Below are 23,077 nucleotides of genomic sequence, written 5' to 3'. Positions count from 1 at the left end.
CGCCCTGGTAGTATTTTTTTATTTCCAGCAGACCAGGCAGTAATTCTTCTTACCGCGGCGCAGCAAGGTGTAGCGACCAAACAGGCGATCGCTGTCAGCAAAAACATATTCCGGATCGGCCTGTTTTTCACCGTTGATGGTCACCGCGTTAGAGGCGACGGTTTTACGCGCCTGGCCGCGGGACGGCTGCAGCTCGGAATCCACCAGCGCCTGCAGCAGATCGGCGCCTTTTTCCATCTCGATCATCGGCACGCCGTCCTGAGCCAGCTGTTCGAAGTCAGCTTCGCTGAGGTCGCTCAGGTTGCCGTTGAACAGGCTCTCGGTAATGCGTTTCGCCGCTTCCAGACCCTCTTCGCCATGCACCAGACGCGTCACCTGCTCTGCCAGCACGTACTGGGCGCGCGGCGCTTTACCGCTGTTTTTATCTTCTTCTTCCAGGGCATTGATCTCTGCAATGTCCATGAAGGTGAAGAACTTGAGGAAGCGATAGACGTCAGCATCCGCGGTGTTGATCCAGAACTGATAGAATTTATACGGACTGGTCTTTTTCGGATCCAGCCACACGGCGCCGCCCTCGGTTTTACCGAACTTGGTGCCGTCCGCTTTGGTAATCAGCGGCACGGTGAGGCCAAACACCTGGTTCTGGTGCAGACGACGGGTCAGATCGATACCGGAGGTAATGTTGCCCCACTGGTCGGAGCCGCCAATCTGCAGCGCCACGCCGTGCAGTTTGTTCAGACAGGCGAAGTCGTAACCCTGCAGCAGATTGTAGGAGAACTCGGTAAAGGAGATGCCCTGATCGTCACGATTCAGGCGCTGCTTCACCGCTTCTTTATTGATCATCTGGTTAACAGAGAAGTGTTTACCGATATCACGCAGGAAGGTCAGCACGTTCATGCTGCCAAACCAGTCATAGTTGTTCGCCGCGATCGCCGAGTTGTCGCCGCAGTCAAAATCAAGGAACGGGGCTACCTGTTTGCGGATTTTATCCACCCACTCCTGCACGGTATCCTCGGTATTAAGCTTACGCTCAGCGGCTTTAAAGCTTGGGTCGCCAATCAGACCGGTAGCGCCGCCCACCAGCGCCACAGGTTTATGACCTGCCTGCTGGAAGCGTTTCAGGCATAACAATGGAACAAGATGCCCCAAATGCAAGCTGTCAGCGGTAGGATCGAAGCCGCAATAGAGCGCGATCGGGCCTTGCGCCAGTCGCTCTGCTAACGCTTCCTCGTCCGTCACCTGGGCTACCAGCCCCCGCTCTTGCAATTGTTTAATCAAGTTACTGCTTGCCATCAAATTCTCCATGTATAAACGACTGCACCTCTGCCGGTACACGACTTTTCGCCAGATGCGAAAAGTACATAGAATAAAGCGCCGGCCCTTTCAGCGCCAGCGCTTCGATAACTAATTTCGGCAATTACGGTGCCAGGCGGTCTATTTTCCAGGCGCCGTTATCGCGCTGGTATAAAAAGCGATCGTGCAGGCGATGTTCGCCCCCCTGCCAGAACTCCATCTGCTCAATGCTGACGCGGAATCCGCCCCAGAAACTCGGCAGCGGTACTTCACCCTGCTGGAATTTCTGCTTCAGCTCGAGGAATTTGCTCTCCAGGATACCCCGAGCAGAGATCCGACTCGACTGCTTCGAGACCCAGGCGCCGATCTGGCTGTCGCGCGGGCGACTGTGGAAATATTTGACCACCTCCAGCGTCGACAGGCGTTCCGCTTTGCCGATCACCATCACCTGGCGCTCCAGCATATGCCACGGAAACAGCAGGCTGACCTGCGGGTTATTTTCAATCTGATGGGCTTTGCGGCTGCCAAGGTTGGTATAAAACACCAGCCCTTTTTCGTCGTAATGCTTTAGCAGCACAATACGCTGATAAGGTTGGCCGCGTTCATCAACGGTGGCAACCACCATGGCCGTCGGGTCGGCGAGTTTCGCGTCGCAGGCCTGACGCAGCCAGCGCTCAAACAGCGGCAGAGGTTCAGCAGGAAGATCGTGGCGACGCAAACCGCCACGGGTGTATTCACGGCGCAAGTGCGCGATTTGCTGGAGTTCGTCGTTATCAGACATGGCCATTGAGGATATAGTCATAAGGTGGCGTTATTGTGCGCCCCCCGGACAGAAATCTCAACGTTTGGCGGTCTGCAGCTGGCAGTTATCGAGAACGATGCGGTCGCGCTTATAGACGGTGGCGGTATCGCCTTTCGACCAGAAGACATAGACGCCGTCGGTGTAGCGCGCTCCGGAAGCCGACAGCCCCTCTGACAGATTCAGCTGCTGGTTGTCATAGATAAAACTCACCTGCTGGCGTGAGTTATTGCGATGGACCGTCAACGGTTTCTGGTCGCATTGATACTCCAGCGTGTCCGTCTGCATCCGCTCGACAAACTGGTTGTAGTAGCTACAGCCCGCCAGCATAAAAGGTACAACTGCGATAAGAATTTTTTTCATTCGTTTGCCTTCGACTTTCCCGGTCACGGAGGGCACTCCGCCCTCCGCTTAACTTGTCCAGTTTACCGGTCGCGTCGTATTTAAGATTTCAGTTAACTCCGATTCTGCGGCGGGTTAGCAGGGAAAATGGCACCCAGCACCGTGGCTTCGCTGGCGCCAGTCACAGAGGGCAGATTCCCCGGCAGGCCAGCGATGGTGCGCCAGGCCAGCCAGGCAAAGGCCAGCGCTTCCATATCATCGCCGCTGATCCCCGCTTCATCGGTGGTGGAGACTTCGGTTCCCGGCAGCAGGGCCGCCAGGCGCGCCATTAACAATGGGTTACGCGCGCCGCCGCCGCACACTAACAAACGCTCGCAGCCACCGCTTAACAATACCTGCTCACTGATGGTCACGGCGGTTAATTCCACGAGGGTTGCCTGCACATCCTGTCCGCACAGCCCAGGGTAACGAGCCAGATGCTGCTCCAGCCAGCCGTAATTGAAATATTCCCGACCGGTGCTTTTCGGCGCCGGCAAGGCAAACCATGGATCGCTCAGCATATCCTGCAGCAGCGGCAGGATCACTTTGCCTTCACTGGCCCATTGGGCGTCTTTATCGTAAGGTTTACCTTGCTTACGCCAGATCCAGGCGTCCAGCAACATATTGCCCGGCCCGGTATCATAGCCACGCACCGGCTGGCCCGGCACCAGAAGCGACACATTAGCGATCCCGCCGATATTCAGCACCATCCGCCGCTCAACGGGGTGCGCCAGCAGCGCATGATGAAAAGCCGGCACCAGCGGCGCCCCCTGTCCGCCAAGCGCCATATCACGCCGACGGAAATCCCCCACCACAGTGACGCCGGTATGGGCGGCAATCTGGTTGTTGTCGCCAATTTGCAGCGTGTGCGGGGCATCGCCCTGCGGCTCGTGCCATACAGTCTGCCCATGACAGCCGATGGCGATGACGTCCGCGGGTTTGAGACTTTCCTGACGCATCAGCGCCAGCACGGCCTCGGCAAACAGCCTTCCGAGGCGGGTATCCAAACGCCCCAGCTGCGAGAGGGTCAGCGACTGGCCCTGACAAATCGCCAGGATCTCTTCTTTTATCGCGTGTGGGATGGGCCAGGTGAGACTGGCCTGCTGCGCCACCATTTTTTCGTTGATAGCGGCTAAAACGACATCAATACCATCAAGGCTGGTACCCGACATAACGCCAATAAAGCGACCCGATCTCATACGTTTTTCCTTCATTCCATGACCCTCGTATGCGTCTCACTCCATCATAAAGTGTCTGCTAATGCTATGTTGTAATAATACTTTTTAACAATAGAGAGACATTTCGGAGAACATCGTAAAGAACCGGCGTTTAGTTTAGGTTGAAGCACCATTAATTATTATTTTTTGTATATCCCGGGGGGAAGCTATGCCCGCCGACGACTAAATGCCATATAATTAACCGCATGGACGTTCAATTGAACACCTTCGGTGAACAGGAGATTCATAAATGATTTTACGTGTTTTGGCTGTATCGATGATTGGTTTTACGCTCGCGGGCTGTGTGAGCAGCAGCGGCCTGTCCGGCGACGTTTATTCCGCATCTGAAGCCAAACAGGTGCAGAGCGTGACATACGGTACCATCGTGCATACCCGCGCCGTACAGATCCAGAGCGGCGACGACAGCAATGCCATCGGGGCGATTGGCGGCGCGGTTCTGGGCGGCTTCCTCGGGAATACCATCGGCGGCGGCACCGGACGTTCTCTGGCCACTGCGGCTGGCGCGGTCGCGGGCGGCGTAGCCGGTCAGGGCGTACAGGGCGCCATGAATAAAACCCAGGGCGTGGAACTGGAAATTCGTAAAGATGATGGCAACACCATCATGGTGGTACAGAAACAGGGCAGCACCCCGTTCTCTGTTGGACAGCGCGTAGCCATTGCCGGCAGCGGCAGCCAGGTCACCGTCTCTCCTCGCTAACACCTGTCACGATGCGGCCAGTTGCGCCGCATCGTACTTATCACCCACATTTATCTCGCCGTAAAAGTTTTGTATTAGCGATAACACATATTAATTTTAATATTTCATCAATCATTGCGCCTGCGCAATATCTTTGCCCACAGCCCCCACTACTCTTATAACCGTTAATATTATTAAGCCAACCCAATCTCGTTGCTGTTGTTTATTATTCTGGAATATTGCCTATGACCAAACATGTGAATCATGTTGTTAGACGTCTTATCATTTATTTTTTTATTTGTTTGCTGGCCGGAGTCGGCATTACCGGATTAACCAGCTCTTTTGAGACCAGATTCAACAGCACCTCATCAATACTATTTCCCCTGCTGACCAGTTTTCTGATGGTTTTTCATATCACTATTGCCTGTTTTATGGGCATGAAATACTGGAGCAGCAAGCGTCGCCTGTATCTGACGCCTGTCGCTTTCGGTTTTGCCTGTTCGGCGTTACTGATGCTGGGCACCCTCAGTAGCTATCCGGACTGGCTCAGCTGTAATCCCGCGCCGGTGGTGAAACAAAATGACGCTGTGATATATTATTTCTTTCGCAATATAATGATGGCCGTCTTATTCACGTCGTCAATTATTTTGTATTACTTTCGCCGACGGATCATGCACTCCTTTAAAGCCCATGTAATGACTTTCGCGGCATGTATTGTTTTTACGTTAATGATAGTTTTTTTGTCATGGATCTACTCCAGCCACTCGCCATGGTTGAGCATTAGGTTTATTGACGATCTGAGCCATACTTTTACGCCGCTGTGGCGGAGTATTATTGGCTGGCTGCTGATGGCAGTCTGGTTTATCGCGCTGATTTTAATAATTTGGTTTAGCAAACTGCGCAATATTTTCTGGTACAGCGGCGCTTTTTTTTGCAGCGCATATTTGTTCACCATTTTCCAGCTGCTCTCTGCCGTTGGGGAGCTCGATCAGGCCTGGTATCAGGCGCGTTTTTTTGAAACGCTGTGCACCCTGTTCCTGATCCTGGTGCTGCTGGTAGACGTCTTTATCCTCTATCGCGAGTCTAACCACAAGTATGTCAACTCATACCAGAATTCGATCCGCGACCCGCTGACCCGGCTTTACAACCGCAGCTTCTTCTACGATACCCTCAACCAGCAGCTGGCAAAGGTGAAGGCCCAGCATCCGCTGTCGGTGATCATCTGCGACCTCGACCATTTTAAACGCATCAACGATAACTATGGCCACATCGCCGGCGACAAGGTGATCCAGTTTTCCGCCTCGGTGCTGGACAGCCATTCGCGTAAGGATGACGCGGCCGCCCGCATTGGCGGTGAGGAGTTTGCCCTGCTGCTGGTCAACACCGCAGAGGACGAGGCGCAGGCGATCGCCGAGCGCATCCGCCTGGCGGTCAGCGCCGAGCAAACCCCTCTGCCAGAGCGGATGACCATCAGCATGGGCGTGTATACGACCCATGACGGCAGTGTGACAGCCGAAGAGTGCGTCCAGCGCGCGGACGAAGCCATGTATGAAGCAAAAAACAGCGGACGTAACCGGGTGGTAATCTGGCGACGCCAGGGCAGGTAAAAAAAGGCCCGGGATAAACCGGGCCGCAAAACGATTAATCTTTTGCCTGGAGATCGAGGATATTTTGTTCAAGTTTACGAATTAAGTGAAGCAACGTTTCCACTTCCTGCTTCGAGACCCCTGCGAGGATTTCATCGCGGGTTTTGCCTATCACCTCTTCCATCTCGTTGATCAGCGGTTCGGCTTTTTCCGTCAGCTTGATGCGTTTGGCTCGCCGATCGCTTGCGCAGGTCTGGCGAGAAATAAGCCCTTTCTCCTCCAGCTGATCGAGCGTGCGCACCAGGGACGGTTGTTCAATACCGATGGCTTTCGCCAGCTGGATCTGCGACTGCTCAGGCGGCAGCTGGTGGATGTTATGCAGCGTAACCCAGTGGGTCTGCGTTAACTCCAGAGGTTTCAGGCGATGGTCGATTAGCGCGCGCCAGACGCGAACTAAACGTGCCAGATCAGAACCAAGTGGCGATTCCAATTTCATCTCCTTATAATTAGCTTGCTAAGTTATTATACTGATTTTAGAATAGTGTGCAGCATTTGAATAATCAAAACAAATGAATTACTTGATTCAACAAAAACCAAAACAATGATTTACACTGTTAAAGAGTAGCACGTCCTGAGGTTATCCCTGTTATGGCAAAGGATTTTTGCTTGTGAAACTGAGTCTTAATTCATCCGGATTGCCGCTGCAGGACCTGGTGTTCGGCGCAGCCGTCTATTTCCCTCCGTTGTTCAAAGCCGTCCTGCTGGGCTTCTTTATCTGGCTGTTTTTACATCGCCAGCTGCGTGACTGGATGTATGCGGGCGACATCTGGCATCCACTGCTGATGGATCTCTCCCTGTTCGCGCTCTCGGTCTGTCTGGCCCTGGTGTTACTGATTGCCTGGTGATCTTCCTGCTATGAAAAAATTAAAATATCTTTCAACACTGTTGGTGGCGGCCATCGCTCTGGTTGCCGCGTGGTTGTTATGGAATTTCTACACTCAGTCCCCCTGGACCCGCGACGGTAAAGTGCGCGCCGAGCAGGTCGGGATCACCCCTCAGGTTTCCGGCAGTATATTGCAGCTGAACGTGGCCGATAACCAGCAGGTCAAGGCCGGTGAGGTATTGTTTACCATCGACGACACCCCCTACCGCATCGCGGTGCTGAACGCCCAGGCGCAGCTGGCGAAAGCGCAAGCTGAGGTGGCGAAAGCGCAGGCGGAGCAAAGCAAAGCCGCCAGCGAAGCCCGCCGTCGCAGAAACCTGTCGCAAAATGCCATCTCAGCTGAAGACCTTGAAAACGCCAATACCGCCCTGAATACCGCCACCACTACCCTGGCGGCCGCCAGAGCGGGAGTCGGTGTCAGCGAGGCGGCGCTGAAACATGCGCAGTGGCAGCTCAGCCAGACGGTCGTCAAAGCGCCGGTAGACGGCTGGGTGACTAACCTCTCCACCCGGGTCGGCGATTACGCCACCACCGGCCATCCGGTCTTTGCCCTGGTGGACAGCCATTCGTTCTACGTGCTGGGCTACTTTGAAGAGACCAAACTGCGCCATATTCGCATCGGCGATCCGGCGCAAATCATTCTCTACAGCAATCAGCAGACGCTGCAGGGGCATGTCGCCAGCATCGGTCGCGCGATTGTCGACCAGAGCGTGGAACAGGGAACCGGGCTGGTGGCCAATATCAAACCGAATATCCCCTGGGTCCGCCTCGCCCAGCGCGTGCCGGTGCGGATTGCCTTTGATACGTTGCCGGCCGATGTCACTCTGGTCTCCGGTACCACCTGCACCGTCTCGATCGGCGGACAGTGATGAATCTGCAGACCCTGTCATGGCGCACGCTGCCCTGGGTTAAAGCCACCCGACCGCAGTGGCGATACGCGCTACGCAACGGCATCGCCATGTGTCTCGCGTTAAGCATCGCCTACGCACTGGATCTGGATGAGCCCTACTGGGCGATGACCTCCGCGGCGGTGGTCAGCTTTCCCACCGTCGGCGGGGTGATCAGTAAAAGTTTTGGCCGCATTGCCGGCAGCCTTCTCGGCGCCTGCGCCGCCCTGCTGCTGGCGGGCCATACGCTCAACGATCCCTGGCTGTTCCTGTTCAGTATCTCCGGCTGGCTGGCGCTGTGCACCTGGGCCTGCGCCTTGTTCACCAATAACGTGGCCTACGCCTTTCAGCTGGCGGGCTATACCTGCGCCATCATCGCCTTTCCGGTGATTAATATCAGCGACAGCTACGAGCTATGGGTGATTGCCCAGTCGCGCGTGTGCGAAGTCATCGTTGGGATCTTGTGCGGCGGGTTGATGATGATGATCCTGCCCAGCACCTCCGATGGCAGCAATCTGCTGACGGCCCTGAAAACCATGCACGCCCGCCTGCTGGAGCACGCCAGTCTGCTGTGGGTCCCGGAAACGACGGATGCCATCCGCACCGCCCATGAAAGCGTAATTGGCCAGATCCTGACCATGAACCTGCTGCGCATCCAGGCCTTCTGGAGCCACTACCGCTTCCGTCGGCAAAATCCCCTGCTGAACTACCTGCTGCACCAGCAGCTCCGCATGACCAGCGTCATTTCCAGTCTGCGGCGTATGCTGCTGAACTGGCCTGACGCCCCGGCCAATACCCGCCAGGTGCTGGAATCGTTGCTCGCGGAGCTCGCCACCTCCAGTGCTGACAGCTATCACGTCGCCCGCATTCTGGCGCCACTGGCGCCGCCGCCGGACGCGGATTACCGCCACCTCGCCTTTTGGGCGCGGTTACGCTATTTCTGCCGCATTTATCTGGAAAGCAGCCGCTGGATCCGCCGGGTTGAAAATGCCTCGGCGATCGCCGAGTTCAATGTCCCTTCCGCGCCCGCGCTGGCCCGCCACACCGACCAGGCAGAGGCATTGCTCAACGGCATCCGTACCTTTTGCGCGCTGGTGGCGATTGGCGCGTGGGGGATCAGTACCCAGTGGACCAGCTGCGCGGCGGCCCTGACCCTGGCCTCCATTTGCTGCGTGCTCTATTCGGTTTCCGCCTCGCCGTTTCGTTCGTTGACGCTGCTGATGCAGACCCTGGTGCTGCTGTCGCTGTTCAGTTTTGTGGTGAAATTTGGCCTGATGGTGCAGATAACCGACCTGTGGCAGTTCTTGCTGTTTCTGTTCCCGTTGCTGACCACCATGCAGTTACTCAAGCTGCAGTGGCCAAAATTTGCCGGCCTGTGGGGGCAGCTTATCGTCTTTATGGGCTCGTTTATCTCCGTCACCAACCCACCGGTTTACGACTATGCGGCCTTTTTTAATGACAATTTAAGTAAGATTGTCGGCGTGGGCTTTGCATGGCTGGCCTTTGCGGTGCTCAGTCCCGGCTCGGACGCCCGTAAAGGTCGACGCCATATCAGAGCGTTACGGCGTCACTTTGTCGATCAGCTCAGCCGCCACCCCCAGCACAGCGAGCACGAATTTGAATCGCTGGTATATCACCATGTCAGCCAGCTCAGTCAGAGCCAGGATGCGCTGGCTCGCCGCTGGCTGCTGCGCTGGGGGGTGGTATTGCTGAACTGCTCCCACGTGGTCTGGCAGCTTCGCGAGTGGGAAACGCGCTCCGATCCTCTCGCCCAGGTGCGCGACCTGTGTATCAACCTGCTGCGCGATGTGATGAGCGAGCGTGGCGTGCAGCAGCGGCCGCTGGCCTCCACGCTGCAGGAGCTGCTGCGGATCTGCGAAGTTCTGAACCATCATCATCAGCCGGCGGCCCGGGAGCTGGCCGCCGCGATCTGGCGGCTGTATTGCGCGCTGTCGCAGCTGGAACAGGCTCCGGTCGCCGGAACGATTGGCGAAAAGATTACTTAATCACCCCGCAGGCAAACCGTTCGCCGCCGCCGCCCAGCGGCTGCGGACTGTCGGCCATGTTATCGCCGCCGACATGAACCATCAGCGCTTTGCCTTTCACTTCCGCCAGCGTTTTCAGACGCGGAGCGATAATCGGCTGGTCAGCCACACCCGCGTCGTTGACCACCAGCAGCGGTAGATCGCCAAGATGCCCGGTGCCCAACGGCCCTTCATGTTTACCGGTATGTTGCGGATCGTAATGTCCGCCCGCCGCTCCGGCGGCTACGGCTTTGCCCTCTTTCATCGCCGGCTGGCAGCTGCCTTCAGCATGAATATGAAAGCCGTGCTTGCCCGGCGGTAACGCCCGCAGATTAGGAGCAAATTCGAGTCCGCGGTCGGTTTCGGTGATTTTTACACTGCCGATGGATTGACCAACGCCCTGGCTGGTCACGAGATTAAGTGGCACATCTTCACTGACGGCCTGCGCGCCAGCGCAAAATGCGAGGGAAAGGATAGCGAGAATACATCGTTGCATAACACCTCCGGATGGCTGTCTCTCTGTTAAGTGTAAACCAGGAACTGCTTTCCGGAGGCGAAATGCCCGTTACGGCACGTCGTAACCGAGCGCGGCTTTGCGGATACGGAACCACTGCTGGCGGGTCATACTCAGTTTTTCGGCCACAATCGCCGAGCGCACGCGCTCAATTTTACCCGAGCCGATAATCGGCAGCGGCTGCGACGGCAGGCGCATCACCCAGGCGTAAACCACCTGCTCGATGCTGTCGGCGTTGAGCTCGTGGGCCACCTGGGCCAGCTCGTCGCGCAGCGGCTGAAAGCCCTCTTCATTAAACAGGCGGCCGCCGCCGAGGCAGGACCAGGCCATCGGACGAATACGCAGCTGCTGCAGCTGGTCGAGGGTACCGTCAAGCAGCAACGGCTGATGCACCGGCGAGATCTCCACCTGGTTGGTAGCAAGCGTAAACGGCAGGCGCGACTGCAGAAGGGTGAACTGGGCAGGGGTAAAGTTCGAGACGCCGAAATGACGTACCTTGCCGCTGTGGTGCAGCGCGAGGAAGGCTTCAGCCACCTCGTCGGCGTCCATCAGCGGATCCGGCCGGTGGATCAGCAGCAGATCGAGATGGTCCGTTGCCAGGTTGCGCAGCGATTGCTCAGCGCTGAGCACGATGTGGTCCCGGTCGGTAATGTAGTGACCGATGGTGTTTTCAGCGCGCGCCCGGGTGGCAATGCCGCATTTGCTGACAATCTCCATCCGGCTACGCAGATGCGGCGCCAGCTTCAGGGCTTCACCAAAGGCGGATTCACACTGGTAATCGCCATAGATATCGGCGTGATCGACGGTGGTAATGCCTAAATCGAGATGCTGTTCGATAAAGCCGACCAGCTCGCCTGGCGACATTTTCCAGTCCATCAGACGCCAGTAGCCCATCACAAAACGCGAAAATTCCGGCCCCTGGGGAGCCATAGCAATACGCTGAACCATAACCGCTTCCTCAATAAAAAAGTGCTCTGAGTATACGTAATTTTTGGCTTAAAACAGTGAGGGTTGCTGCGGTTCTTCCGCCGCCTCTGGTCTGTTCGCGCGTATTTTGCGCAGCAGGCGTTGACGGCACAGACGCAATACCTCCTGTTTCTGCGCATCGCTCATCGTTTGCCAGTTAAAACGCTCCTCACGGCTACGGAAACAGCCGCGACAGTAGCCGCGCTCATCGGTCTGACAAATTCCCCGGCACGGGCTCTGCACCGGGAAAAACTCTAACTGCTCTGCCACCACACGCCTCCTGTCCCCTCATCTCCTTTCATTGAAGACGTTTCCCTGCGCCGACGCAAATTTTGTTCACTCCGTGCTGCGCCAGCTAACATTTTTGCGCTAAGTCTTGCATTAGACCAATCGGTCTACTACAGTGTGCGCCATGAACAGACACAGCGATTGCGATACCCGAGAACATATCCTGGCCACCGGCGAGCAGCTATGCATGCATCGCGGCTTTACCGGCATGGGCTTGAGCGAACTCCTGAAGACGGCGGAAGTGCCCAAGGGCTCTTTCTATCATTACTTTCGCTCTAAAGAAGCCTTCGGCGTCGCCTTGCTTGAAAACCATTACGCCGGATATCTGCAGCGCCTTGTCGATCACTTCGCCCATGGCGAGGGCAACTATCGCGATCGGCTGCTGGCCTACTATCAGCACACGCTGAATCAGTTTTACCAGCAGGGGATTATTAGCGGGTGTCTCACCGTCAAGCTGTCGGCAGAGGTTTGCGATCTGTCGGAAGACATGCGCACCGCCATGGACCACGGCGCCAGCCAGATCATCGCCCTGCTGGGCGACGCGCTGGAGAAAGGGCGTCAGGAAGGCAGTCTGACCTTTGACGGCGAGGCCAGGACGCTGTCGCAGGTACTCTATTCCCTGTGGCTCGGCGCCAACCTGCAGGCCAAAATAACGCGTAGCGCAACGCCGCTGGAGAGCGCCCTTGCCCACGCGAAACAGATTATTGCGGCGCCTGCTGTATAACAGGCGTTTTTATTTCATCAGTTCCTAGACGACCGGTCTACTCAGGAGTCATTATGTCGGAATCAAAATTATTCACCCCGTTGAAAGTCGGTGCTGTCACCGTCCCTAATCGCGTATTTATGGCTCCACTGACGCGTCTGCGCAGCATCGAGCCGGGCGATATCCCTACCCCGCTGATGGGCGAATACTACCGTCAGCGCGCCAGCGCCGGGCTGATCATCACTGAAGCGACGCAGATTTCCGCCCAGGCCAAAGGCTATGCCGGCGCGCCAGGGCTGCACAGCCCGGAGCAGATTGCCGCCTGGCAGAAAATCACCGCCGGCGTTCACGCGGAAAACGGCCATATCGCCGTGCAGCTGTGGCACACCGGACGAATTTCCCATAGCAGCCTGCAGCCCGGCGGCGCCGCACCGGTAGCGCCGTCTGCGCTGAGCGCCGGCACCCGCACCTCGCTGCGCGACGAAAACGGCCACGCCATCCGCGTCGACACCTCGATGCCTCGCGCTCTGGAAACCGAAGAGATCCCGGGGATCGTCGATGATTTCCGTCAGGCGGTGGGCAATGCCCGTGACGCCGGTTTCGATCTGGTTGAACTGCACTCGGCCCACGGCTATCTGCTGCACCAGTTCCTCTCGCCGTCGGCGAACCAGCGTACCGACCAGTATGGCGGCAGCGTGGAAAACCGCGCCCGTCTGGTGCTGGAAGTGGTCGACGCCGTGAGCAAAGAGTGGAGCGCTGACCGGATTGGCATTCGCGTGTCGCCGATTGGCAGCTTCCAGAATGTGGATAATGGCCCGAATGAAGAAGAAGACGCGCTGTATCTGATTAGCGAGCTGGCGAAACGCGGTATCGCCTATCTGCACATGTCCGAGCCGGACTGGGCGGGCGGCAAGCCGTATAGCGAAGCTTTCCGTCAGAAAGTTCGCGACCGCTTCCCTGGCGTGATCATTGGCGCTGGCGCCTACACCGTTGAAAAAGCCAACGACCTGATCAACAAAGGGCTGATTGATGCCGTGGCCTTTGGCCGCGATTACATCGCCAACCCGGATCTGGTGGCCCGCCTGCAGAAAAAAGCGGCGCTTAACCCGCAGCGCCCGGAATCCTTCTATGGCGGCGGTGCGGAAGGCTACACCGATTATCCTACGCTGTAATCCCTCCATTGATAGCGGCGACGTATCGCCGCTATACTCAACGCTCTGATCTAGCAAATAAACTGCATAGGGGACATTATGCGCTTACTCCACACCATGCTGCGCGTTGGCGACCTGCAACGTTCTATCGACTTCTATACCAACGTGTTGGGCATGAAGCTGCTGCGCACCAGCGAAAACCCGGAGTACAAATACTCCCTCGCCTTTGTCGGCTACGGCGAAGAGAGCGATACCGCGGTGATCGAACTGACCTACAACTGGGGCGTGGACAGCTATGAGCTGGGCACCGCCTACGGTCACATCGCGCTGAGCGTCGACAACGCCGCCGAAGCCTGCGAGCGGATCCGCCAGAACGGGGGCAACGTCACCCGTGAAGCCGGGCCGGTAAAAGGCGGCACCACCGTTATCGCCTTCGTGGAAGATCCTGACGGTTACAAAATTGAGCTGATTGAAGAGAAAGACGCCGGCAAAGGGCTGGGCAACTAACCCCTCCCGACCATAGCGTCTTTATTTTCATCGCTCGCCCGGGCGCTGCGGCGCCCGTTGTTTTCACCCCTGCCTGCTGCAAGCCGTGGCAAAATTTGCCATAATGCGCGCTACTTTTTACCAGCTAAGAGAATCTGATGTCCGAGAACGCTCAACTGAATGGTCTGTGCGACCGTTTCCGCGGTTTTTATCCTGTGGTGATTGATGTTGAAACCGCAGGATTTAATGCCAAAACCGACGCCCTGCTGGAGATCGCCGCCATTACGTTGAAGATGGATGAGCAAGGCTGGCTGATGCCCGATGAAACGCTGCATTTCCATGTTGAACCTTTCGAGGGCGCCAATCTCCAGCCCGAAGCGCTGGCCTTTAACGGGATTAACCCGCACGATCCAGAGCGCGGCGCCGTTAGCGAATACGATGCCCTGCATGCCATCTTCAAAATGGTACGCAAAGGGATGAAAGAGAGCGACTGCAGTCGGGCTATCATGGTGGCGCACAACGCCACATTTGACCACAGCTTCACCATGACCGCCGCCGAACGGGCGGGGCTAAAACGCAACCCGTTCCATCCGTTTGTCACCTTCGACACCGCCGCGCTGAGCGGGCTGGCGCTGGGCCAGACGGTGCTGTCGAAAGCCTGTATTGCCGCGGGGATGCCATTCGACGGCGCGCAGGCCCATTCCGCCCTCTACGATACCGAGCAGACGGCGCAGCTGTTTTGCGAGATAGTGAACCGCTGGAAGCGTCTGGGCGGCTGGCCGCTGCCGGCAGCGACGCCGGAGTGATAAAAAAAGCGACTTCCAGGAAGTCGCTTTTTTACTGACAGCGGGAATTATTCCGCTTTCGGCTCGTCAGTGTGATATTTCGCCGCGGTCTCTTTGATCAGCTGCTGCAGTTCACCGCGCTGGTACATTTCGATGACGATATCACAGCCGCCCACCAGTTCACCGTCCACCCACAGCTGCGGGAAGGTCGGCCAGTTGGCATATTTTGGCAGCTCAGCGCGGATATCCGGGTTCTGCAGGATATCAACGTAAGCGAAACGTTCGCCACAGGCGGACAGCGCCTGAACGGCCTGAGCGGAGAAACCGCAGCTTGGCAGCTTCGGCGAACCTTTCATGTACAGCAGGATCGGGTTTTCAGCGATTTGGCGTTGGATCTTTTCTAAAGTCGAGCTCATTGTCGTGCTTCCTTAAACTTCTTTCTACGGCAGTAACTTGTCATTGTAGCGTCCCGAGGGCAGGACCGATAATAACATTTTTTTCACTATTCATATTTTATCTTCTGTTGCGCGAAGTTGCCTTAAAAATATCATTTTGACGCCGCGGGCAGGCGCGCGTTGCGCATTTTCTGTGCGAGGCGGTCAATGTCTGACGCGTTTTCTTGCAATCGTTAACCAATCGACATTTTTGATACAAAAGAATATTAACTTTCCGGGTTTTTATGCTTTAGAATCGTTCCGGTTTGTCATTCATCGTCAGGCATTTGTACATGTCTGTAATTAATCAGGGGATTGCTCAGTGGCGCGGCTAAACAAAATCGCGATATCGCTCTGTGCATTACTGTTCACATCTATCTCATTCACACCACTGGCTCAGGCTTCAGGGCATACGCACGCCTCCGCCTCGCCAAAGGCGTTGCCCGCGAAAAGCGGCTCAGAGCGCAAGAAAAAAGCAACCAGTCAAAAAAGTAAAACCACCGCTAAAACCACCAGTAAAAAGTCCTCGAGCACCCGGCTCCCTACCCGCACTACCGCAGCAAGCCAAACCGCGCTTCATCGTCAGGCCGTCGGCGCCACGAAAAAATGCGTGCTGCGTAAAGGGTATAAAAAGCAGTGCGCGAAAACGGTGGCCGCCAGCGCCGAGCCTACCCTGGCGTTGAACAGCGTCAAAAGCAAATGCGTGGTGCGTAAGGGCTATAAAAAGCGCTGTAAACCCGAGGCCAGCGAAGCGAATCTGACGATCGCCGATGCGCATAAAGTCCGGGTGCAAAAAGCGCAGAGTACCGCCATGAACAAACTGATGGGCCAGCTGGGTAAACCATATCGCTGGGGCGGCACCTCCCCGCGCACCGGGTTCGACTGCAGCGGGCTGGTCTATTACGCCTACAAAGACCTGGTCAAGATTCATATCCCGCGTACCGCCAACGAAATGTATCACCTGCGCGATGCGCGTCCGGTCGATCGTGACGAACTGCAGAGCGGCGACCTCGTCTTCTTCCGCACCCGCGGACGCGGCACTGCCGACCACGTAGGCGTTTACGTCGGCAACGGGAAATTCATTCAGTCACCGCGCACAGGTCGCGATATACAAATCACCTCCCTGAGCGAAGATTACTGGGTTCGCCATTACGTCGGCGCCCGGCGCGTCATGACCCCGAAAACCATTCGCTGATCCCGGTCTGCCGCTACGGCGGCAGCCCTCTTCATCTGCCCGTTCTCCGCCCCTACCGTCAGGGGAAACTGCATATTCGCCTCTGTGACCGGCCCTTCCCGACGATAGCGGGTGGGCGACATGCCAAAGTGACGGTGAAAGGTGCGGCAGAATGCCGCCTGCCCGTCGTACCCCAAACGTTGAGAAATACTCTGCATCGAGGCCTCGGTCTGCGTTAAGTAGATTGTCGCGATGGTCATCTTCCGTCGGCTGACGTAGCTCGCCAGCGTACAGCCGGTCACCATGGCGAATTGCCGCTGGAAATACCAGTGCGAGTAGCCGGACTTTTTCGCTATCGCGCTCACCGGCAGGGTGTCAAAAATATGTGCTTCAATCCAGTCAACGATCCCCTGCACTACCGGGATCATTTTCGGGCTTACCACTTCATCTGTTTTTGCCATCGTAGCCATCCTGTGGAAATTGCTGCCGGCGGCTATATTTGTCATACAAATATGAAAATAGACAATGAATTATTGGCATAGCGGCGATTACCTGAAAGCATAGCATCATTAATTAATTGATTTAGAATGCTTATTTCCACTCAGGCGCTTGCGCTGCAGGGATCTTCGAATGACGAGCTGAGGAATGAACCATCGCGGCGAGAGACTGGTGACCCTGCCCCCTTTAACTTATACATTTTTGCAACATCTACGGGCGTCTTAACGCTCTGCTCCGCAGAAAACGGTTAAGCCTTCGGCAGTTGCGCCTGTGATAATAGCCTTTATCGTTGTAAGGCTTTTCACTGCCTGCGGCAAATGTTAACATTCTCAATACAATAACAGGCCCGGGACGCGAAAGCGTCGGGCGGTCAGCACTCGATTCAGGTGAAAACCTCATCTTGTCAATGTGAGATAAAACAAAAAAGTTATAAGGAGAGTAGCAATGTCGTTTGAATTACCTGCATTACCATATGCAAAAGACGCCCTGGCGCCGCACATTTCCGCAGAAACCCTGGAATACCACTACGGTAAACACCACCAGGCGTATGTCACTAACCTTAACAACCTGATCAAAGGCACCGCATTCGAAGGGAAGTCGCTCGAAGAGATCGTGCGCACCTCTGAAGGCGGTGTTTTCAATAACGCGGCGCAGGTCTGGAACCACACCTTCTACTGGAACTGCCTGGCACCGAACGCCGGCGGCGAACCGGAAGGCGAGCTGGCTGCCGCTATTGCCAAATCCTTCGGCAGCTTCGCTGAGTTTAAGGCCAAATTTACCGACGCCGCGGCGAAAAACTTTGGCGCTGGCTGGACCTGGCTGGTCAAAAATGCCGACGGCAGCCTGGCTATTGTCTCCACCAGCAACGCCGGTACCCCGCTGACCACCGACGCCAAGCCGCTGCTGACCGTTGACGTCTGGGAACATGCTTACTACATCGACTACCGCAACGCCCGTCCAAGCTATCTGGATCACTTCTGGGCGCTGGTTAACTGGAAGTTTGTTGCCGCTAACCTGGCCGCATAAACGACAAACCGCAGCTGGGTCCCCCCGGCTGCGGTTTTTTTTAGCGCTTTCCCACCCGTTTATGACTGACTGGCAAAGGCCTCTTCCGGCTGCGCTCGTCCGCTAAACCAGACCAGCAGCAGCGCCAGACCGGCAATGATCGCGCCCATCACCGGCACAAAAGCGTATCCCAGTCCGCCGGAGATCACCGCCCCGCCGGCGGCGGCGCCCAGTGCGTTGCCAAGGTTGAACGCCCCGATATTCACCGAAGATGAGAGCCCCGGCGCCTCATGCGCCACGCGCATCACTCGCATCTGTAGCGGCGGCACCACCGCAAAGGTGGCTGCGCCCCAGACGATCATACTGATGGCCGCACCCGCCTGGGATTGCGCCAGCAGCGGGATCGCCAGCATGATCGCCATCAGCAGCAGCAGAAAGCCTTTCAGCGTGCCGGAGACCGACCGGTCGGCGAATTTGCCGCCCAGATAGTTGCCCAGCGAAAAACCAACCCCAATCAGCACCAGCATCGCGGTAATAAACAGCGATGAAGCATGGGTCAGCGTATTTAGGACCGGCGAAATGTAGGTATACAGCGTAAACATCGCCCCGGCGCCCAGCACGGTGGTCAGCAAGGCTGAGAGCACCTGCGGCCGTATCAGGACCGAAAGCTCTTGTTTGACATCCGGCCGCTCGCCCGCGCTGCCCTTCGGCAGGGAGAACCACAGGCTCACCATTGCCAGCAGGCCTAACCCCGCGGTGGCGAGGAAGGACATCCGCCAGCCGATGGTTTCCCCAAGCCAGGTCGCGGCAGGCACGCCGCCGATATTAGCGATGGTGAGGCCCATAAACATGGTGGCCACCGCGCTGGCCTGCTTGTGCCTGGGCACCACGCTGGCCGCCACCACCGACCCCAGGCCAAAAAAGGCGCCGTGGTTGAGGCTGGTAATAATGCGCGACAGCAGCAGCGTAGTGTAATCCGGCGCAATGGATGACAGCAGGTTGCCGACGGTGAAGATCCCCATCAGAAAAATCAGCGCATTGCGTCGGGCGCGATGCGACAGCAGCAGAGTCATCAGCGGCGCGCCGACCATGACGCCGATGGCATATGCACTGATCAGCATTCCCGCCACCGGTATTGAAACGTCCACGCCTTTGGCAATCACCGGCAGCAATCCCATTGGGGAGAACTCGGTGGTACCGATGCCAAAGGCGCCGATCGCCAGCGCGAGTAAAGGAAAGTTGATTTTCATTCAATGACTCCATCAGACCGTCGGGAGGGACGGCATAACATCAGAAGCCAAAAGCATGACATCAATCACAAAAAAACAAAAGTGAACGAAATGACAAAAGATTTTTGCAGAATTGATAATAATGGCGGGATATGGGGAGGAAGCCGCGCTCCTCCCTCATTGGAGCATTAGTGCAGAATGGCGGTCAGGCTGAATGCGACGATCACGCCGAGAGCAATAATCGTGGTGATCAGCGAAAACTTTAAATTGGTATCCATCATTTTTCCCTCTTGTTATCCCCACACCAAAAGTGAGCTTGCTCATTTTTGCACAAAAAATCGCAAAAATCTTCCGGGATTTAGGGCGATGCACATTTTTGCTCTTCCACTTTGCCCCAAGATCGGACAAAATCCCACGCTAATTTAAAAGCGTATCGGCCATTGACCCCTTCCTGTCGTTCTGTGTCGTTTTCCCGACGTGATGCAATGTTGAAAATTGTATTCAGGGTGTGTGTAGGCAAACGTTTACGTATCGATGATCAGGCGATCAGGTCAAGGCATGGAGTGAGATGTAATGGCAACTATTAAAGATGTAGCGAAGCGCGCAAACGTTTCCACTACAACTGTATCACATGTAATTAACAAAACCCGTTTCGTTGCCGAAGAGACGCGTAATGCGGTATGGGCGGCGATTAAAGAGCTGCACTACTCGCCGAGCGCCGTGGCCCGCAGCCTGAAAGTCAATCATACAAAATCGATTGGCCTGCTGGCGACCAGTAGCGAAGCCGCCTATTTCGCTGAAATCATTGAGTCCGTGGAAAAGAGCTGTTTCCAGAAGGGCTATACTCTGATCCTCGGCAACGCCTGGAACGACCCGGAAAAACAGCGTGCCTATCTGTCGATGATGGCGCAAAAACGCGTCGACGGTCTGCTGGTGATGTGTTCGGAATATCCGGATTCCGTCCTGAGCATGCTGGAAGAGTACCGCCATATTCCGATGGTGGTGATGGACTGGGGCGAAGCCAAAGCCGACTTTACCGATGCGGTGATCGATAACGCCTTCCAGGGCGGGTATATCGCCGGACGTTACCTGATTGAACGCGGTCACCGCGAAATCGGCGTGATCCCGGGCCCGCTGGAGCGCAACACCGGCGCGGGGCGACTGGCCGGCTTCATGCAGGCGATGAAAGAGGCGCATATCAGCGTGCCGGAAAACTGGATTGTACAGGGCGACTTCGAGCCGGAGTCCGGCTACCGCGCCATGCAGCAGATCCTCAGCCAGCAGCACCGTCCAACGGCGGTCTTCTGCGGCGGCGACATTATGGCGATGGGCGCCATCTGCGCCGCGGATGAAATGGGGCTGCGCGTGCCGCAGGACATTTCGCTGATCGGTTATGATAATGTGCGCAACGCCCGCTATTTCAGCCCGGCGTTAACCACCATTCATCAGCCGAAAGATTCGCTGGGCGAAGCCGCGTTCAATATGTTGTTGGATCGTATCGTCAACAAGCGCGAAGAGTCGCAGTCTATCGAAGTGCACCCTCGGCTGGTCGAACGCCGCTCGGTGGCGGATGGCCCGTTTGTCGACTATCGTCGCTAAAGCATTGGCGGGCGCGGATCACTCCGGCGCCCGCAGCCACTCCCGATTCAACGTGTCGCTGTCCCCCAGGTAGTCCAGCATCCAGTTTAACGCCGGTGAAGCATCATTCTGCTGCCAGGTCAGACAGCAGGCCGCATCCGGAAACGGATTTTCCAGCGCCAGCGCGGTCCACTCGCCGCGATCCACCCATGGCCGGGCGAAATGGCTTGGCACCATGCCGACGCAGAGCCCTGCCGACAGACAGGTGGCCGACGATTCCCAGTCGGGGACCACCACCCTCTTCTGGTTATCCAGCAGCCACGTTGTCCTTTTGGGCAATGAACGCGAGGTATCCTCCCGCACCAGCGACGGCCAGTTGCGCAGAACATCATCGCTCAGCGGACCCGCCATCTTCGCCAGCGGATGATCGCTCGCCACCACGCAGTCCCAGCTCAGCATCCCCATATCGCGGAACGCGTAGCGCCCCCCGACCGGAATAGAGCGCGTTGCGCCAATCGCCAGCTCCACGCGGCCGTCGGCCAGCGCATCCCATACGCCGTTGAACACCTCCTGGAAAACGATCAGTTCGACGTCGGGAAAATGGCGATAGAAATCCACGATCATCTGGCGCATCCGCGCGGGTTTCACGATATCGTCCACCGCGATTGACAACTGCCCGCGCCAGCCGTTGGCGATTTGCTGGCACTGCTGGCGGGTGATCTGCATTTTTTTGATAACAGAGCGCCCTTCCTGTAAAAACCAGACCCCGGCAGGGGTCAGCTCCACGTCACGATGACGGCGCTCAAACAAGGGGACGGCCAGCCACTCTTCGAGCTGACGCACGGTATAGCTGACGGCGGAAGGCACCCGGTGCAGCTCCTGCGCCGCCGCGCTGAAGCTGCCGTTACGGGCGACGGCATCAACCACTTCCAGAGAGTATTCAGACCACATTTTCTGCCTGCAAAATTTTTGAATGCATGTGACAAATATTAGCGTTTCACAAGCCACCATGCACTCCCTACACTCTGCGGCATCGTACCTGTACTCCAAAAAAGAGAACGTTATGTCACAACCTGGGAAAGGATTTTTAGTCTGGCTGGCCGGCCTGAGCGTGCTGGGCTTTCTGGCCACCGATATGTACCTGCCGGCATTTGCCGCCATGCAGCAGGATCTCGACACCTCCGCCGCATCCATTAGCGCCAGCCTGAGCCTGTTCCTTGCCGGCTTCGCGCTGGGCCAGCTGTTCTGGGGGCCGCTGTCGGACCGCTACGGGCGCAAACCGGTGCTGCTGAGCGGCCTGGCGATTTTCGCGGTCGGCTGCCTGGGGATGCTGTGGGTGCAGAACGCCACTCTGATGCTGGCGCTGCGCTTTCTGCAGGCGATTGGCGTCTGCGCCGCGGCGGTCACCTGGCAGGCGATGGTGACCGATTACTATCCCGCCCAGCGCACCAACCGCATCTTCGCCACCATTATGCCGCTGGTAGGGCTGTCCCCTGCGCTGGCCCCGCTGCTGGGCAGCTGGCTGCTGGTGCATTTCGAGTGGCAGGCCATCTTCGCCACCTTGTTTGCCATCACCCTGCTGCTGATGCTGCCTGCCCTGCGCCTGAAAGCCGCCGCTAAGTCGGCCACTGTGACTGAAAAGAAAATCACTTTTCTCGCGCTGCTGCGCTCCCGGGAATACAGCGGCAACGTCCTGATCTACGCCGCCTGTTCCGCCAGCTTCTTCGCCTGGCTTACCGGTTCGCCGTTTATCCTTCATGAGATGGGCTACGGCCCAACCGCTATCGGGTTGAGCTATATCCCGCAGACCATCGCTTTTCTGGTGGGCGGTTATGGCTGTCGCGCGCTGCTGCAAAAATGGTCCGGACAGCAGATGCTACCTTGGCTGCTGGTGATCTTCGCCGTCAGCGTCGCCGCCACCTGGCTGGTGGGTCTGCAAACGCATGCCTCGCTGGTGGCGTTAATGATCCCGTTCTGCCTGATGGCGGTAGTCAACGGCGGGATCTACCCTATCGTGGTCGCTCAGGCGCTGAAGCCTTTCCCGCAGGCAACCGGCCGCGCGGCGGCGCTGCAGAACACGCTCCAGCTTGGCCTGTGCTTCCTGACCAGCCTGTTAGTCTCCGCGCTGATCGCCACGCCGCTGCTGACCACCACCAGCGTGATGCTGGTCTCTATTTTGTTAGCCGGAGTGGGTTATCGACTGCAGCAGACGCCAGAGCTGGCGGCCCACTCTTCCCACGCCTGACGCCCGTCGCCAGAGCCCGGACCAGTGATTAGCACGCTAAGATATTTTTATTGAAAGCCAGTACTTAGCGTCCTATACTGGATCCGGGTTCACATAAATAAAAAATATTTAACAGATTAACGGATGCAGGATGCCTCCGTTTCACCATGGAAGGCCTTTCGGCAAGGGTTATCTCCCTTCCTCTGTTCTACGTC

Annotated in this window: 27 protein-coding genes; 13 read left to right on the top strand and 14 right to left on the bottom strand. The window is 56.8% G+C overall.

The window, feature by feature from the left end; translation table 11 throughout:
* Window positions 1-18: 18 nt before the first annotated feature.
* The 5 genes from tyrS to anmK all read right to left on the bottom strand — a co-directional run bounded on the left by tyrS (window position 19) and on the right by anmK (window position 3,672).
* Window positions 19-1,293, bottom strand: a complete 1,275-nt coding sequence (tyrS, locus tag ABLV64_RS07995) for a tyrosine--tRNA ligase (protein WP_004175868.1) — start codon at window positions 1,291-1,293, stop codon at window positions 19-21.
* Window positions 1,280-1,417, bottom strand: a complete 138-nt coding sequence (locus ABLV64_RS07990) for a hypothetical protein (protein ID WP_017901085.1) — start codon at window positions 1,415-1,417, stop codon at window positions 1,280-1,282. The genes tyrS and ABLV64_RS07990 overlap by 14 nt, the downstream gene beginning before the upstream one ends.
* A complete protein-coding gene (pdxH, locus tag ABLV64_RS07985; protein WP_025710831.1) occupies window positions 1,418-2,074 on the bottom strand; it encodes a pyridoxamine 5'-phosphate oxidase in 657 nt (218 codons plus the stop codon).
* Window positions 2,075-2,131: 57 nt separating this feature from the next.
* Window positions 2,132-2,455 (bottom strand): C-type lysozyme inhibitor, encoded by a 324-nt coding sequence (gene mliC / locus ABLV64_RS07980; RefSeq protein WP_004202862.1) that lies wholly within the window; start codon window positions 2,453-2,455, stop codon window positions 2,132-2,134.
* Window positions 2,456-2,547: 92 nt separating this feature from the next.
* Window positions 2,548-3,672, bottom strand: coding sequence for an anhydro-N-acetylmuramic acid kinase (gene anmK / locus ABLV64_RS07975; protein WP_348843251.1), 1,125 nt, complete (start codon window positions 3,670-3,672; stop codon window positions 2,548-2,550).
* 268 nt (window positions 3,673-3,940) lie between these two features.
* On the opposite strand from anmK, the gene slyB reads away from it, so the two are divergent.
* Window positions 3,941-4,408 (top strand): outer membrane lipoprotein SlyB, encoded by a 468-nt coding sequence (gene slyB, locus ABLV64_RS07970; RefSeq protein ID WP_002907749.1) that lies wholly within the window; start codon window positions 3,941-3,943, stop codon window positions 4,406-4,408.
* A 224-nt stretch (window positions 4,409-4,632) separates the two neighbouring features.
* Window positions 4,633-5,994: a GGDEF domain-containing protein gene (locus ABLV64_RS07965; RefSeq protein WP_348843250.1), complete on the top strand. Its 1,362-nt coding sequence runs from the start codon at window positions 4,633-4,635 to the stop codon at window positions 5,992-5,994.
* A gap of 34 nt (window positions 5,995-6,028) precedes the next feature.
* On the opposite strand, the gene slyA is transcribed toward ABLV64_RS07965, so the two are convergent.
* A complete protein-coding gene (gene slyA, locus ABLV64_RS07960) occupies window positions 6,029-6,469 on the bottom strand; it encodes a transcriptional regulator SlyA (protein WP_017901090.1) in 441 nt (146 codons plus the stop codon).
* Window positions 6,470-6,641: 172 nt separating this feature from the next.
* On the opposite strand from slyA, the gene ABLV64_RS07955 reads away from it, so the two are divergent.
* The 3 genes from ABLV64_RS07955 to ABLV64_RS07945 are packed head-to-tail and all read left to right on the top strand — an operon-like array spanning window position 6,642 to window position 9,809.
* Window positions 6,642-6,878, top strand: coding sequence for a DUF1656 domain-containing protein (locus ABLV64_RS07955; protein WP_348843249.1), 237 nt, complete (start codon window positions 6,642-6,644; stop codon window positions 6,876-6,878).
* A gap of 10 nt (window positions 6,879-6,888) precedes the next feature.
* Window positions 6,889-7,785: an HlyD family secretion protein gene (locus ABLV64_RS07950; RefSeq protein WP_023318434.1), complete on the top strand. Its 897-nt coding sequence runs from the start codon at window positions 6,889-6,891 to the stop codon at window positions 7,783-7,785.
* Complete coding sequence (locus ABLV64_RS07945; RefSeq protein ID WP_004202870.1) at window positions 7,785-9,809, top strand: FUSC family protein; 2,025 nt, start codon at window positions 7,785-7,787, stop codon at window positions 9,807-9,809. The genes ABLV64_RS07950 and ABLV64_RS07945 overlap by 1 nt, the downstream gene beginning before the upstream one ends.
* Here the strand turns inward: ABLV64_RS07945 and sodC are convergent.
* From sodC to ABLV64_RS07930, 3 genes are all read right to left on the bottom strand, one after another.
* Complete coding sequence (gene sodC, locus ABLV64_RS07940) at window positions 9,802-10,323, bottom strand: superoxide dismutase [Cu-Zn] SodC (protein WP_017901092.1); 522 nt, start codon at window positions 10,321-10,323, stop codon at window positions 9,802-9,804. The genes ABLV64_RS07945 and sodC overlap by 8 nt on opposite strands.
* Window positions 10,324-10,392: 69 nt before the next feature.
* Window positions 10,393-11,289: an aldo/keto reductase family oxidoreductase gene (locus tag ABLV64_RS07935; protein WP_017901093.1), complete on the bottom strand. Its 897-nt coding sequence runs from the start codon at window positions 11,287-11,289 to the stop codon at window positions 10,393-10,395.
* A 48-nt stretch (window positions 11,290-11,337) separates the two neighbouring features.
* Window positions 11,338-11,580 carry a DUF1289 domain-containing protein gene (locus ABLV64_RS07930; RefSeq protein ID WP_017901094.1) on the bottom strand — a complete coding sequence of 81 codons (243 nt, stop codon included), beginning with the start codon at window positions 11,578-11,580 and terminating at the stop codon, window positions 11,338-11,340.
* 139 nt (window positions 11,581-11,719) lie between these two features.
* Between ABLV64_RS07930 and ABLV64_RS07925 the strand changes: the two genes are divergently transcribed.
* The 4 genes from ABLV64_RS07925 to rnt all read left to right on the top strand — a co-directional run bounded on the left by ABLV64_RS07925 (window position 11,720) and on the right by rnt (window position 14,741).
* Window positions 11,720-12,319: a TetR/AcrR family transcriptional regulator gene (locus ABLV64_RS07925; RefSeq protein WP_004202876.1), complete on the top strand. Its 600-nt coding sequence runs from the start codon at window positions 11,720-11,722 to the stop codon at window positions 12,317-12,319.
* Window positions 12,320-12,372: 53 nt separating this feature from the next.
* The gene (locus ABLV64_RS07920) at window positions 12,373-13,470 is read left to right on the top strand and encodes an alkene reductase (RefSeq protein WP_004202878.1); all 1,098 of its coding nucleotides are present in this window, start codon (window positions 12,373-12,375) and stop codon (window positions 13,468-13,470) included.
* A gap of 78 nt (window positions 13,471-13,548) precedes the next feature.
* Entirely contained in the window at window positions 13,549-13,956 is a 408-nt protein-coding gene (gene gloA, locus ABLV64_RS07915) for a lactoylglutathione lyase (RefSeq protein WP_004202879.1), read from the top strand.
* Window positions 13,957-14,093: 137 nt separating this feature from the next.
* Window positions 14,094-14,741, top strand: coding sequence for a ribonuclease T (gene rnt, locus ABLV64_RS07910; protein ID WP_023318437.1), 648 nt, complete (start codon window positions 14,094-14,096; stop codon window positions 14,739-14,741).
* Between the two features lie 47 nt (window positions 14,742-14,788).
* Here the strand turns inward: rnt and ABLV64_RS07905 are convergent, their stop codons facing one another.
* Window positions 14,789-15,136: a Grx4 family monothiol glutaredoxin gene (locus ABLV64_RS07905; protein WP_002907768.1), complete on the bottom strand. Its 348-nt coding sequence runs from the start codon at window positions 15,134-15,136 to the stop codon at window positions 14,789-14,791.
* 340 nt (window positions 15,137-15,476) lie between these two features.
* On the opposite strand from ABLV64_RS07905, the gene ABLV64_RS07900 reads away from it, so the two are divergent.
* Window positions 15,477-16,349: a C40 family peptidase gene (locus tag ABLV64_RS07900; RefSeq protein ID WP_004189707.1), complete on the top strand. Its 873-nt coding sequence runs from the start codon at window positions 15,477-15,479 to the stop codon at window positions 16,347-16,349.
* Here the strand turns inward: ABLV64_RS07900 and ABLV64_RS07895 are convergent.
* Complete coding sequence (locus ABLV64_RS07895; protein ID WP_094311985.1) at window positions 16,304-16,789, bottom strand: AraC family transcriptional regulator; 486 nt, start codon at window positions 16,787-16,789, stop codon at window positions 16,304-16,306. The genes ABLV64_RS07900 and ABLV64_RS07895 overlap by 46 nt on opposite strands.
* 481 nt (window positions 16,790-17,270) lie before the next feature.
* Here ABLV64_RS07895 and sodB point away from each other — a divergent pair, with 481 nt between their 5' ends.
* Complete coding sequence (sodB, locus tag ABLV64_RS07890; protein ID WP_004202885.1) at window positions 17,271-17,852, top strand: superoxide dismutase [Fe]; 582 nt, start codon at window positions 17,271-17,273, stop codon at window positions 17,850-17,852.
* 59 nt (window positions 17,853-17,911) lie between these two features.
* Here sodB and ABLV64_RS07885 read toward each other — a convergent pair whose 3' ends face one another.
* Both ABLV64_RS07885 and ABLV64_RS07880 read right to left on the bottom strand, forming a co-directional pair.
* On the bottom strand, window positions 17,912-19,081 hold the full coding sequence (locus ABLV64_RS07885) for an MFS transporter (RefSeq protein ID WP_186997712.1): 1,170 nt from the start codon (window positions 19,079-19,081) through the stop codon (window positions 17,912-17,914).
* Between the two features lie 167 nt (window positions 19,082-19,248).
* Window positions 19,249-19,341 (bottom strand): YnhF family membrane protein, encoded by a 93-nt coding sequence (locus ABLV64_RS07880; protein ID WP_002907776.1) that lies wholly within the window; start codon window positions 19,339-19,341, stop codon window positions 19,249-19,251.
* 292 nt (window positions 19,342-19,633) lie between these two features.
* Here ABLV64_RS07880 and purR point away from each other — a divergent pair, with 292 nt between their 5' ends.
* Window positions 19,634-20,659, top strand: coding sequence for an HTH-type transcriptional repressor PurR (gene purR / locus ABLV64_RS07875; protein ID WP_004202888.1), 1,026 nt, complete (start codon window positions 19,634-19,636; stop codon window positions 20,657-20,659).
* 18 nt (window positions 20,660-20,677) lie between these two features.
* On the opposite strand, the gene punR is transcribed toward purR, so the two are convergent.
* Window positions 20,678-21,589: a DNA-binding transcriptional activator PunR gene (gene punR / locus ABLV64_RS07870; protein WP_004202889.1), complete on the bottom strand. Its 912-nt coding sequence runs from the start codon at window positions 21,587-21,589 to the stop codon at window positions 20,678-20,680.
* A 112-nt stretch (window positions 21,590-21,701) separates the two neighbouring features.
* Between punR and punC the strand changes: the two genes are divergently transcribed.
* A complete protein-coding gene (gene punC, locus ABLV64_RS07865; protein WP_004202891.1) occupies window positions 21,702-22,883 on the top strand; it encodes a purine nucleoside transporter PunC in 1,182 nt (393 codons plus the stop codon).
* Window positions 22,884-23,077 lie beyond the last annotated feature (194 nt).

Source organism: Klebsiella sp. JB_Kp031, assembly GCF_040064295.1.
Classification (GTDB): Bacteria; Pseudomonadota; Gammaproteobacteria; order Enterobacterales; family Enterobacteriaceae; genus Klebsiella; species Klebsiella quasipneumoniae.
Note: the sequence above shows the minus strand (reverse complement) of the source record. Positions and strands in the feature narration are given on the sequence as shown.